Below are 12,832 nucleotides of genomic sequence, written 5' to 3'. Positions count from 1 at the left end.
TTTGGTCAGATCACAATATTGAGATTTGCCGATTTCAAGCCCTTGGTGACTTGCCAAGGGTTTTTCTTTGCCTCAAAGCTTAAAGAAAAGAGGTTCAGAGCGAGCGGTATGACGGTTCTTCGATTAGCTTTTCTAGTATTATTAATGGGTATGACAACTGCGTTTTCTGCGGGCATGCGAACTGAAACGGTCGAGGTTCGTAGCGATAACGGGACACACGAGTTTCAGGTTGAAGTGGCTGAGACGGCAGATGATCGAGCGCAGGGACTGATGGGACGGACTGATCTGAAGCCGGATCAGGGAATGTTGTTTATTTTTCCGCAATCAGGTCTTCAGTACTTCTGGATGAAAAACACACCGACTTCGCTCGATATCATTTTTATTGGATCGGATTACAAGATTAAGAGCATCGCAGCGAACACGGTGCCGTTTTCGGAGGAGATTATCCCTTCCGGATTGCCTGCAAGATATGTTTTAGAGGTTCTGGCAGGTCGCGCTGCTGAGCTTGGGATCAAACCTGGGGATCAGGTTATTCGCATTCCATAAGACTGTTTGAACTCGCTGAAACAAAAAAGGTGCCGACTGAGAATTTCAGTCGGCATTTTTGTTAGAGGCTGTTTTTGAACTGGAGTTTCTTTTCCCAGTCCAGCGCGTGCTTCACGATTGTCGGCAGGTCGTCGAACTGCGGCTTCCAGTCCAGATTGCTCATGATCCGAGAGTTGTCGGCCACCACTTTTGGGGAGTCACCTGCGCGGCGTGGTTCTTTTTTGACCTCAAAATTTACGTCGGAGACGGCTTTCACAGCGTCAATTACCTGGAGTACGGAATAGCCGTCGCCGTAACCAGCGTTCATGACGATGCTGTCGCCGCCATCGCGCAGGCGCTTGAGGGCGAGGTAGTGCGCGCTTGCGAGGTCGGACACATGGATGTAGTCGCGCACACCGGTGCCGTCCGGAGTGTCAAAATCATCGCCAAAAATGCCAAGATGAGTGCGCTTGCCGAGTGCTGCTTCGCAGGCAACCTTGATCAAATGAGTGGCGTTTTTGGTCGATTGACCGGTGCGGCCTTCAGGGTCCGCGCCTGCCACATTGAAGTAGCGTAATGCGGTGTATTTGAAGTCATGTGCAGCGGCGGTGTCGCGCAGCATGAGCTCTGTCATAAGCTTTGAAGTGCCGTAAGGGCTTAAGGGGGTTAGGGGTGCATCTTCAGAAACCGGAATAACTTCCGGATCCCCATAAACAGCAGCCGTAGAAGAGAAGATGAAGTGCTTGATGCCATTCTTCACGCACGCTTCAATCAGTGTGCGTGAAGCTGCCGTGTTATTATTATAGTATTTCAATGGGTTAGAGACGGACTCTGGTACAATAATTGAGCCGGCGAAGTGAATAACTGCCGTGATATCATGATTGCGGAAAATCGTCTGGAGCAGATCAAGATCTGTGATCTCACCTTCGTAAAGTTTAGCGCTCTGCGGTATCGCCCAGTCAAAGCCAGTGGACAGGTTGTCGATGACAACGAAGTCCTCTTTGGCATCGTGAAGGCACCACGTCATATGGCTTCCAATATATCCGCAGCCGCCTGTTACAAGTATGGTCATTGTCTGCTCCAAGACTCTCAAAATAGGTGTGTTTCATAGAGCGCTTCCTGTCGGATCTCTATGCAAAAGAATTAGCCTTGATTATTCGCCCTCAAGAATCTGATGGTCACGTGCGGCCTGTACTTCCAGGAAGACGCGTCCGATCACAGGGTGCGCGCGTTTGATTGTATCTTCCAGCGAGAAAATGACTTCCTCAACGGCGCCTGCGGTGAGCGCGTCTTCAAAGTCCAGAGATGCTGCAAGGAGAACGTCATTCGGGCCAAGGTGCAATGTGCGGATTTCGTTGACGCCTTTGATAGCCGATGGTGCGTTCAGAATCTCACGAACGGACGCGACGAGCTCGTCAGAGGCGCTTTCGCCGATGAGGAGGCCTTTGGTTTCAAGGGCGAGAACGAAGGCTGTGCCTGCAAGGATAAGGCCGATGACGACTGATGCCGCGCCGTCCAGCCACACGATGCCAAATGTTTGAGCACCCCAGATGCCGCCAAGAGCAACGAGAAGGCCCAGCATTGCGGCGGTGTCTTCAAACAGAACGGTGAAGACCGTTGGGTCTTTGCTGTCGCGAACTGCCGTCATGAACGGGCGCTTGCCTTTTGTTTTTTGGAATTCTTTGAACGCGACCGTCCAGGCCCAACCTTCGAAGATGATGGCAAGGCCCAGAACCACATAAGCGACAAATGCGGATTCGAGTGGGTGCGGATGGATGATCTTCTGGATGCCTTCGTAAAGCGAGATGCCGGCGCCGACTGCGAAGATCATGATGGCGACGACGAATGCCCAGAAGTAGATTTCGGAGCCGTAGCCAAATGGGTGTTTTTCGTCAGCAGGCTTTTCTGCGCGCTTCATGCCAAGCAGCAAAAGGCCCTGATTGCCTGTGTCGACGAGGGAGTGGATGCCTTCGGACAGCATTGCGGCTGAGCCGGTGTAAGCTGCGGCGCCAAACTTGGTGATTGAAATGAGTGTGTTGCCAGCAAGGGCGGCGAAAATGACCTTCTTGGAGCCGTGGGCAGCCATTCGAATCCTCCATAAAATACAAGGGTGACTTTACGAAGGGGATTTTGGACTTCAAGTCCTATCTCATTTTCGGGAAGGGTGCGCCCACAAGTGCTGCGGGCGCAAAGCAGTTTTTAAGAGTGCATCTCGATCAGCGAGAAGATGCCGTCTGCGACGAACTGAACGGACAGGGCTGCCAGGATCACACCGAAGAGACGGGTGATGATCAGCTGAACAGTTGAGCCGAGCAGTTTGTCGATGCGTGCTGCCAGCAGGAATACGAAGAAGCTGAGTGCGAGCACGGAAAGGAGGACTGCGATCAGGCTCATTTGGCCTGTGAAACCCGGTGCCTGGCCTGCGAGCAGAATGATGGCAGAGATGGTTGCCGGACCTGCAATGAGCGGAATAGCCAGCGGGAACACTGCTGTCTGAGAAAGGTCTTCCTGCTCAACCACTTTTTCGGCGCTTTCAGCTTTACGCTTCTGGCGATGTTCGAACACCATCTCAGTTGCAATGATGAAGAGCAGAAGGCCGCCCGCAACCTTAAAGGCCGCTTGAGAGATGCCGAGAACTTCCAGAAGCTGGCGTCCGGCAAAGAAGAATGCCAGGAGCGTTACGCCAGAGATGATCACGGCTTTGATCGCGATCTGACGGCGCTCAACACTGCTTGCCCCAGCGGTTACGGCCAGAAAAATCGGCGCCAGACCAATCGGGTCAATGGTGACAAACAGCATGGCAAATGCATTGATCAGAAACTCAATGAGCATTGCGCTTTACCTTGTATGTGGGGTGGGCCCGACTTCGGGCGTTTTTACCCGCAATTCTGCGGTTCTTGAGAGGGCGCTAACAGACAATGTTGTATTTGGCAAGAGTTTGATAGGTTTTTGCACCACCTGAACTGAGCTTAGTATTTTTATGAGGAAGAGCGAGGTTTTTAAGCAACGAAACTGCGTAGAAAGGCCTAGTGACCTGCCGCGGATCAGGCCGTGGGGTAAGGTAGTTGTTATTAGGTGTCTTTTCAGGGCTTGTGGCGTTTGGTTCTGCGGTTTGAATCGGCTATAAAGGTGCGGAATTCTGACTTAAATTGATGAGAATAATCCTTGGCAGATCAGGACTTAAGTACACCACCAGGTGGCCTACCCAGCGACATTCGGCCCGTCTCTATCACAGATGAAATGAAGCGCAGCTATCTCGATTATGCGATGAGCGTGATCGTAAGCCGTGCGCTTCCCGATGTTCGTGATGGTTTGAAGCCGGTTCACCGCCGTATTCTGTATTCCATGCATGAAAACGGATATGAGTGGAACAAGCCCTACCGTAAATCCGCCCGCGTCGTTGGTGACGTTATGGGTAAGTATCACCCACACGGTGATAGTGCGATTTATGATGCTCTTGTTCGTATGGCGCAGGATTTCTCCATGCGTCTGCCGCTCATTAACGGGCAGGGTAACTTTGGCTCGATTGACGGTGACCGCGCTGCGGCGATGCGTTACACCGAATGTCGCCTCGAAAAAGTTGCTCACACTCAGCTTTCCGATATCGACAAAGATACGGTCAACTTCCATGAGAACTACGATGGTTCTGAGCAGGAGCCTGAGGTTCTTCCGGCTCGCTATCCGAACCTTCTGGTCAATGGTGCTGGCGGTATTGCGGTTGGTATGGCGACCAATATTCCACCGCACAACATGGGTGAGGTGATTGACGGCACGATCGCGATGATCGAGCGCCCTGAAATCACTCTGCCTGAGCTGATGGAAATCATTCCGGGTCCTGACTTCCCGACTGGCGGCATTATTCTTGGCCGCGCGGGTATCAAAGCGGCTTATGAGAATGGCCGCGGCTCCGTCATCATGCGCAGTAAGGTGGACACGGAAGAGATCCGTGCCGGCCGCATGGCGATTATCGTCTCCGAGATCCCTTATCAGGTCAACAAGTCTGCAATGATCGAAAAGATCGCAGAGCTTGTGCGTGAGAAGCGTATCGAAGGTATCTCCGATATTCGCGATGAGTCTGACCGTCAGGGCATGCGCGTTGTTATTGAGCTGAAGAAGGATGCGGTTCCTGACGTCATCGTGAACCAGCTCTATCGCTACTCTCAGCTGCAGCAGAGCTTCGGCTGTAACATGGTGGCGCTGAATGGTGGTCGTCCTGAGCAGCTTGCTCTGAAAGACATGCTCAAGGCCTTCATCGCGTTCCGTGAAGAGGTTGTTGGGCGCCGTACACGCTTCCTGCTGGCAAAAGCACGTGACCGTGCGCATGTGTTGGTTGGTCTGGCTGTTGCGACCGCGAACATCGATGATGTTATTCATCTGATCCGCACTGCGCCGGATCCGGCGACTGCGCGTCGTCAGTTGATGGAGCGCAACTGGCCCGCAAAAGACATTGAGCCTCTGATTCAGTTGATCGATGATCCGCGTTATGCAATTCAGGAAGATGGTACATTCAAGCTTTCTGAAGATCAGGCACGCGCTATTCTGGATCTTCGCCTGCAGCGTCTGACCGCTCTGGGTCGTGATGAAATCGGCGATGAGCTGGATAAACTTGCTGCGGAAATCAAAGACTATCTGGATATTCTGAAGAGCCGAGAGCGCATCCTTGAGATCGTTCGCACTGAGCTTGAAGAAGTTCGTGATGAGTTTGCGACACCGCGCCGAACTGAGATCACTGATGGTGGTGGCGATCTGGATGATGAAGATCTCATCCAGCGTGAAGATATGGTCGTGACCGTCTCTCACTCCGGCTACATCAAACGTGTTCCTCTGGATACTTACCGTGCACAGCGTCGTGGTGGTAAAGGCCGCTCGGGCATGCAGACGAAGGACGAGGATTTCGTAACCCGTCTGTTCGTTGCCAACACCCATACGCCGGTTCTGTTCTTCTCTTCCCGCGGTATTGCCTACAAGATGAAAGTCTGGCGTTTGCCGCTGGCCGGTCCTCAGGCACGTGGTAATGCGCTGGTCAACATGCTTCCTTTGGAGCAAGGCGAACGCATCACATCTATTCTGCCGCTTCCTGAAAATGAGGAGACATGGGCAGAGCTGGATGTGTTGTTTGCGACCAAGCGCGGCACCATTCGTCGGAACAAGCTCTCTGATTTTGCGCAGATCAATAAGAACGGTAAAATCGCAATGAAGCTGGAAGAGGGCGATGGCATCGTGAACGTGATGACGTCAACCGAAGACGATGATGTTCTTCTGACGACATCTGCGGGCATGTGTATTCGCTTCCCAACGACAGACGTGCGTGTGTTCTCCGGGCGCAACTCCGTTGGTGTTCGCGGTATCAACCTTGCTGAGGGTGATCACGTTATCTCCATGACCATCCTGCGCCACTTCGACTGTGATTCAGATGAGCGCACCGCTTACCTGAAGCTTTCCCGTGCGATGAGCGGTGAAGAAGGTGCTGAGAGCGTATCCTTTGAAGATGCTGGCATGACCAAAGAGCGTTTTGAGGCAATGGACGAGAATGCAGAAGTCATTCTTACTGTTTCTGAAAACGGTTACGGCAAACGCACCAGCTCTTACGAGTACCGCACCACTGGTCGTGGCGGTAAGGGTATTGCTGCGATGACTGTGAATGATCGAAACGGTCGTCTGGTTGCTTCCTTCCGAAGTGAAGAGAGTGATGAGATCATGCTGGTGACCAACGGTGGTCAGCTGATCCGTTGTCCTGTTCACGGTATCCGTGTTGCTGGTCGTTCTACGCAGGGCGTGATCGTCTTCAATACGTCTGCGGATGAAAAAGTTGTTGCAGTGGAGCGTATTAGCGAAGCTGATGACGACGAAAACGTGGAAGCGGAAGGCGCAAGTGAAGGCGGAGCCGATAGCGGTGAAGCTGGAGCAGTCCCTCCAGCACCAGAGGGCGACGGCGGCGAGACGCCAAGCGCTGAATGATTTGAGAGTTCAGATGGGCAGAGAGAAATCTCTGCCCATTTTTTATTGATTTGGACGGATGATTTGTTCTGGCGAAAACCAAAAAAGTTGAGCTTTCAGTATCGTTGTGACTGCTGCGGGCAAGTGCATGACGATGCTCCCAGTGTAGCGTATGACGCTCCCTTTCCATTTTTGTGGCAGAATAAAGAAGTTCAGGAAACCGGTCATTTGGATGCAAATCGTTGTATTTACAAAGATGAAGATGGAGAGCACTTCTTTATCAGAGCGACGATGGACATTCCTGTACATGGGCTGCAAGAAACGTTTTTGTGGGGCATTTGGGTTTCCGTCAGCGAAGAGAGTTTTCAGGACTACGCTTTGGATTCAGAGGAGAATGTAGAGGGAAGAGGGTATTTCGGGTATTTGGCAAACAACCTTGCTTTTTATGGGGAGACCTGCGGTCTTCCTGCCAACGTAGAACTCAGGAGTAAAAACTTACGGCCTAATGTCTTGCTGCACATTGGAGACCATGAGCTGATACGTGATCAGCATCATGGAATTAGCATCGAGAAAGCTCGGCAGATCTTCCATCTTTTCCTGCATAGGCCGTCATAATGTGATGATGCAACATACTGCCTACTCTAAATGGGCAGAAACAGCTTGAAACACTTAAGAAAAATGGGTTCAATCGCGCAAACGCCCGAGAGGTAAGCGTCATCTTCGATGCTTATGGGGGAGGCATCTAGTGACGCGAGATTTAATATGAAGCGCATTGCACTTTATCCGGGGTCTTTTGATCCTATGACGCACGGCCATCTGGATATTCTGGAGCAGTCGTTGGTTCTGGCTGATGAGGTGGTTGTGGCCATCGGTATTCAGGCTTCCAAAGCTCCGTTGTTCTCTTTTGAGGAACGGGTGGAGCTGATCCGCCTTGCTTGCGAAGAACAGTTCGGCAAGGAAGACGCAGCGCGCATTCGCACTGTTTCCTTCACCGGGCTTGTTGTTGATGCAGCTCGGGAGCATGGGTCCAACATCCTGGTGCGCGGTCTTCGTGACTCGACAGATCTTAACTATGAAATGCAGATGGCTGGTATGAACGGTGCCATGGCGCCGGACATCAAGACTGTCTTTTTTCCAAGTTCGCCTGTGATGCGCCCAATTACGGCTACACTGGTGCGCCAGATTGCGAAGATGGGGGGAGATTACAGTTCGTTTGTCCCCAAGTGTGTTGAGGCTGCGCTGAAAAAGCGCTTTGAGATTGCTTAAAAACAACGCAACAGGAAAGACTGCCTATTTGATAGGGTTAGACTTTTTTAGCGCGTCGCGTTTATGTGCAATCACGCATCACCGCTAATTAATGTTTTTTACGCGCATCTTGCTCTTCAGGTCGATTGGGGCTTAGGGCGGTGCGCTTTGGTTAAGACAAGGACAGAAATCTTGCTACGTATCCTGACAGCATGTGCGATGGTTCTGGGCGCATTTATGATGCCATTTACTGCCAGCGCCAAAGATCTTGAAAACACGATTTATCTGGACCTGAAAGATGGCCGCGTTGAAATCGCGCTGCGTCCTGATCTTGCTCCTGAGCACGTCAAGCGCATCAAGCAGCTGACCCGTGAAGGTTTTTATGACGGCATCGTCTTCCACCGCGTGATTGATGGCTTCATGGCGCAGACTGGTGACCCAACCGGCACCGGCATGGGTGGTTCCGAACTGCCTGACCTGAAGGCTGAGTTCTCCAAGGCTCCTTTTAAGCGCGGTACTCTTGGTATGGCTCGTTCCCGCAGCCCACACAGCGCGAACTCCCAGTTCTTCATTATGTTCAATGAAGGGTCCTGGCTGAACGGTCAGTACACCGTATTTGGTGAAGTGGTTTCCGGAATGGACGCAGTAGACAAGATCAAACGCGGCGAACCTGTTCGTAACCCTGATAAGATCATCAAAATGCAGGTTGCGGCAGACGCCAAGTAAAGGCTATGTCTGCACTCAGACTTATTCTAAGATAAAGGACAGTCCCGTGGCTGATATCAAAGATCCAGAAAACACACTGCTGTTGGAAACCACTCAGGGTAACGTTGTTATTGAACTGCGTCCTGATCTGGCACCTAACCACGTTGCTCGCATTAAAGAGCTGGTACGTGAAGGCTTTTACAACGGCATCGTGTTCCACCGTGTGATTGACGGCTTCATGGCTCAGACCGGCTGCCCACAGGGTACAGGTACCGGCGGTTCTGGCAAGAAGCTGAAAGCTGAGTTCAACGACGCTAAGCACGTTCGCGGCACTTGCTCCATGGCGCGTTCCATGGATCCGAACTCTGGTGACAGCCAGTTCTTCATCTGCTTCGGCGAAGCAAACTGGCTCGACGGCCAGTACACCGTTTGGGGTCAGGTTGTTGAAGGCATGGACAACATCGACAAGATCAAGCGCGGTGAGCCAGTTGTAGACCCAGACAAGATCGTTTCTTTGAAGGTTGCAGCAGACGCTTAATTTTGAGCGCATTGCGATTTTTGAAAAGGCTCGGCAATTTGCCGGGCCTTTTCTTTGCCTGCATGCAAATGGACGCGGCAAGTCTAAACAGGTTGACCTTAATCGCACTAAAGGGTATCCCCCAGTGGCTTCAAGCGTTTGGCTGTGGGATAGGTGACAGTAAGGCCTGCAGGTGACCAGCGTTTGAGCCGTAATTCCAATAAGACAGCGGATAAAAGGCGACCACATTTTGTGCGGCGCTGAGATGCTGTTTTGTAAAGCTGGGTACCCTATGCTGGTTGATGATTTTGATTTTGACCTGCCGCCGGAAAACATTGCGCTCCGCCCGGCAGTTCCGCGTGACAGTTCACGCCTGTTGGTGGTGCGCCCAGATGGCGAGCAACTACTAACGGATGATCAGGTGCTGTCTCTGCCTGATCTGCTGGAGCCGGGCGATGCTCTGGTCTTCAATGATACAAAAGTAATTCCTGCACAGCTCCTCGGCTTCCGCACCCGTGATGGCGTGACGGCTAAAGTTGGTGTGACGCTACACCAACGCGCAAGTGCAAAAGAGTGGCGTGCATTTGTGCGCCCAGCAAAAAAGCTAAAAGTCGGCGATACCGTTCGCTTTGCTTTTGATGAAGAAAGCAAAGATGCTGCGGAACTTTCTGCAGTTGTTACTGAGAAGTCCGAATCAGGAGATATCCTGTTTGAGTTTGATCGCTCTGCAGGTGACCTAGACGCTGCGATTGCGCAGGTCGGCCACATCCCGCTACCGCCGTATATCGCAGCTAAACGTGCGGAAGATGATCAGGATCGTAAAGACTACCAGACGATCTATGCTAAGCATGAAGGGGCTGTTGCAGCGCCAACCGCTGGCCTGCATTTCACAGACCGTCTGTTTGCAGCTCTGGAAGAGCGCGGCGTAGAAAAGCACTTTGTGACGCTTCATGTGGGCGCCGGTACGTTTTTGCCAGTGAAGGCTGACAAGACCGAAGATCACAAAATGCACTTTGAGTATGGTGAGATCAGCGAAGAGACCGTCGCTGCGCTCAACGCTGTGCGTGCCCGTGGTAATAAGATCGTTTCTGTTGGCACAACCTCACTGCGCATTCTGGAAAGTGCTGTGACGGACGAGGGGATCATCAACCCGATCTCCCAAAGCACTGACATCTTTATTACGCCGGGCTACCAGTTCAAAGCCATCGATGCGCTGATGACCAACTTTCACCTGCCGCGCTCCACGCTGTTCATGCTGGTAAGTGCGCTGAGCGGTATGGAAGAAATGCGTGCCGCGTATGAACACGCCATCAGCTCTGGCTACCGTTTTTACAGTTATGGAGACAGCTCGCTGCTGTTCAAGAAGGCTTTAAAAATGACCGAAACGACTATCGATACACAGCAGGACGCCAAGCCGTTTTCCTTCAAACTGCTGAAGACCGATGGCATGGCTCGCCGCGGTGAAATCACTACCCCACATGGTAAAGTGCGCACGCCAGCCTTTATGCCAGTAGGCACGCAAGCGACCGTGAAAGCCATGTACCCACAGCAGGTACGTGATCTGGGCGCTGATGTCGTTCTGGGCAATACCTACCACCTGATGCTGCGCCCAACGGCTGAGCGTATCGCCAAACTGGGTGGTCTGCATAAGTTCATGGGCTGGGATCACACGATCCTGACAGATTCTGGCGGATTTCAGGTGATGTCTTTGTCTGGCCTGCGCAAGATGACCGAAGAAGGTGTGACCTTCTCCTCACATCACGATGGCTCCAAGCACTTCATGAGCCCAGAGCGCTCCGTTGAAGTCCAGGGCCTTCTGGGTTCCGATATTCAGATGCAGCTCGATGAGTGTATCGCGCTTCCTGCTGAGCGTGATGAAGTTGAGCGCGCTATGCAGCTGTCTCTGCGTTGGGCCGAGCGCTCCCGTGCTCAGTTTGAGAAAATGGGTGGACCGCAAAAGGGGCAGGGCCTCTACGGTATTGTTCAGGGTGGTGATGTACCTGATCTGCGTATCGAATCCGCTCAACGTCTCGGTGAACTTCCTATGGAAGGGTACTCAGTTGGTGGATTGGCGGTCGGTGAGCCTCAGGCTGTGATGCTGAAGATGCTGGAAATCACCACGCCAGCGATGCCAAAAGACAAGCCGCGCTACCTGATGGGCGTTGGTACGCCTGAAGATATTCTGGAAAGTGTTGCGCGCGGTATCGATCAGTTTGACTGCGTTATGCCAACTCGCGCTGGCCGCCACGGTCTGGCTTACACTCGCTTTGGCAAGGTGAACCTGAAGAACGCACGTCACGCAGAAGATCCACGTCCATTGGATGAGCTATCCAACTGTGAAGCAACTTCCAAGTACTCCCGCGCTTATTTGCATCATCTGGTGCGCGTGAACGAAGGTCTTGCAGCGATGCTCCTGACCTGGAACAACCTTGCATACTACCAGTACCTCATGCAGGGGATCCGCGACGCTATCGATGAAGGCCGCTTCGAGGAGTTTCGCCAGAAGACCAAAGAAGATTGGGCTCGTGGTGATATCGAGCCTTATGTTTGGTCATAAGACTGTATCTCATTGAACAACAATAAGGCTTGGATGTAAGTGCATCCAAGCCTTTTTTATAGGCGCCACAATTTTACGTGCTCTGGTGTCTTTTCTCGTTCCAGCAGGCCGTGGAGGTCGGCCACGAACACTTTTTCAGCGCTTAAGTAACGTTCCATGACATGCCATGGTTCTTCGTTTTCGAAGAAGGAGTGATGTGGAACTGCGAGGATAACAGCGTCGCAATCTCCGGGGGGAGAGTCTTCGTAAAGTTCAATATCAAAGTTGTCTTTGGTGTGTTGCGGATCTGCCAAAGGATCGACGGCAAAGATATGTGCGCCGAAACGCTCCAGTTCCCGGATCAAATCAATCACTTTGGAGTTTCGGGTGTCCGGCACGTCGGCTTTGTAGGTTATGCCTAAGACCGCGATCCGAGGCGGCATCGGCCGAGCGAGTTTGACGCAGCCTTGTATAACCTCCGTTGCAATGAAACGGCTCATGCTCTCATTCGTGCCCCGTCCGGCAAGGATCACTTGCGGAGAAAAACCCAGCTGGTGTGCTTTATCGGTCAGGTAATAAGGATCAACTCCGATGCAGTGGCCTCCGACCAGACCTGGGTGAAATGGCAGAAAGTTCCACTTTGTTGAAGCGCCTTCCAGCACATCCCGTGTATCGATATCCATGGCATGGAACAACATGGAGAGTTCGTTCATGAGTGCGATGTTGAGATCGCGCTGGGTGTTTTCGATGACCTTTGCTGCTTCCGCCACCTTGATTGATGAGGCCTTATAGATGCCAGCTTTGACGATCTTGCCATAAAGCTCTGCCAGTGTTTCCAAGGCTTCGTCAGAACTTGCTGAAACGATTTTGAGGAGGTTGGTGAGAGTGTGTTTCTTGTCGCCAGGATTGATCCGTTCTGGTGAGTAACCAATCTGGAAATCTCTGGGGAACCTTAGGCCAGATTCTCGTTGGAGAAGTGGTACGGCGATTTCTTCCGTGGCGCCCGGATAGACAGTGGACTCAAAGACAACAATGTCGTTGGGTTTCATGAACGCGCCAACAATCTTGGAAGCCTTTTTGATTGGTCCCAGATCGGGGCGTTTGGAGATATTGATAGGGGTGGGAACTGCCACAATGTGGATCCGCGCCTGCCTGATGTCAGGCGCAGAGTAAGTCAGTGTCAGATTTTTGGAAGAAAGTGCCGTCTTGGTGACGGATGAGGTTCGATCTTTCCCTTCAAGGAGTTCCTGAACCCGGTGACGATCAATGTCGTAACCAATTGTTTTGATACCGGCGTGGGCCAGTGCACAAGCAACGGGCAGACCTACGTAGCCAAGCCCGACAACTGAGACAATTTCTTCCATAAA

The 12,832-nt window shown here is 52.1% G+C and carries 11 protein-coding genes and 1 pseudogene; 8 read left to right on the top strand and 4 right to left on the bottom strand.

The genetic code is table 11. The annotated features are described in order from the left end of the window. Window positions 1–108: 108 nt before the first annotated feature. Entirely contained in the window at window positions 109–546 is a 438-nt protein-coding gene (locus PSE_RS15700) for a DUF192 domain-containing protein (protein ID WP_208997952.1), read from the top strand. A 61-nt stretch (window positions 547–607) separates the two neighbouring features. On the opposite strand, the gene galE is transcribed toward PSE_RS15700, so the two are convergent. The 3 genes from galE to PSE_RS15685 all read right to left on the bottom strand — a co-directional run bounded on the left by galE (window position 608) and on the right by PSE_RS15685 (window position 3,357). Then, window positions 608–1,597, bottom strand: coding sequence for a UDP-glucose 4-epimerase GalE (galE, locus tag PSE_RS15695; RefSeq protein ID WP_083416392.1), 990 nt, complete (start codon window positions 1,595–1,597; stop codon window positions 608–610). Between the two features lie 81 nt (window positions 1,598–1,678). Next, complete coding sequence (locus PSE_RS15690) at window positions 1,679–2,611, bottom strand: cation diffusion facilitator family transporter (protein WP_014285770.1); 933 nt, start codon at window positions 2,609–2,611, stop codon at window positions 1,679–1,681. A 113-nt stretch (window positions 2,612–2,724) separates the two neighbouring features. Beyond that, window positions 2,725–3,357, bottom strand: a complete 633-nt coding sequence (locus tag PSE_RS15685) for a MarC family protein (RefSeq protein ID WP_008546602.1) — start codon at window positions 3,355–3,357, stop codon at window positions 2,725–2,727. Window positions 3,358–3,765: 408 nt separating this feature from the next. On the opposite strand from PSE_RS15685, the gene gyrA reads away from it, so the two are divergent. The 7 genes and pseudogenes from gyrA (at window position 3,766) to tgt (ending at window position 11,486) form a co-directional block, all read left to right on the top strand. Then, a complete protein-coding gene (gene gyrA, locus PSE_RS15680; RefSeq protein ID WP_014285769.1) occupies window positions 3,766–6,483 on the top strand; it encodes a DNA gyrase subunit A in 2,718 nt (905 codons plus the stop codon). Between the two features lie 63 nt (window positions 6,484–6,546). Continuing rightward, window positions 6,547–7,077 (top strand): DUF2199 domain-containing protein, encoded by a 531-nt coding sequence (locus PSE_RS15675; RefSeq protein WP_158309191.1) that lies wholly within the window; start codon window positions 6,547–6,549, stop codon window positions 7,075–7,077. 147 nt (window positions 7,078–7,224) lie between these two features. Beyond that, the gene (gene coaD, locus PSE_RS15670; RefSeq protein WP_014285767.1) at window positions 7,225–7,728 is read left to right on the top strand and encodes a pantetheine-phosphate adenylyltransferase; all 504 of its coding nucleotides are present in this window, start codon (window positions 7,225–7,227) and stop codon (window positions 7,726–7,728) included. 198 nt (window positions 7,729–7,926) lie between these two features. After that, a complete protein-coding gene (locus tag PSE_RS15665) occupies window positions 7,927–8,433 on the top strand; it encodes a peptidylprolyl isomerase (protein WP_014285766.1) in 507 nt (168 codons plus the stop codon). A 55-nt stretch (window positions 8,434–8,488) separates the two neighbouring features. Next, window positions 8,489–8,950: a peptidylprolyl isomerase gene (locus PSE_RS15660; protein WP_086003620.1), complete on the top strand. Its 462-nt coding sequence runs from the start codon at window positions 8,489–8,491 to the stop codon at window positions 8,948–8,950. A 244-nt stretch (window positions 8,951–9,194) separates the two neighbouring features. After that, window positions 9,195–10,283, top strand: a pseudogene (gene queA / locus PSE_RS27695) (tRNA preQ1(34) S-adenosylmethionine ribosyltransferase-isomerase QueA); the annotation flags it as partial. A 21-nt stretch (window positions 10,284–10,304) separates the two neighbouring features. Next, window positions 10,305–11,486, top strand: coding sequence for a tRNA guanosine(34) transglycosylase Tgt (gene tgt / locus PSE_RS27690; protein WP_041769043.1), 1,182 nt, complete (start codon window positions 10,305–10,307; stop codon window positions 11,484–11,486). 56 nt (window positions 11,487–11,542) lie between these two features. Here tgt and PSE_RS15645 read toward each other — a convergent pair whose 3' ends face one another. After that, complete coding sequence (locus PSE_RS15645) at window positions 11,543–12,829, bottom strand: nucleotide sugar dehydrogenase (RefSeq protein WP_014285764.1); 1,287 nt, start codon at window positions 12,827–12,829, stop codon at window positions 11,543–11,545. Window positions 12,830–12,832: the final 3 nt, after the last annotated feature.

This window comes from Pseudovibrio sp. FO-BEG1 (assembly GCF_000236645.1).
Lineage (GTDB): Bacteria > Pseudomonadota > Alphaproteobacteria > Rhizobiales > Stappiaceae > Pseudovibrio.
This window is presented reverse-complemented; position numbering and strand designations above follow the sequence as displayed.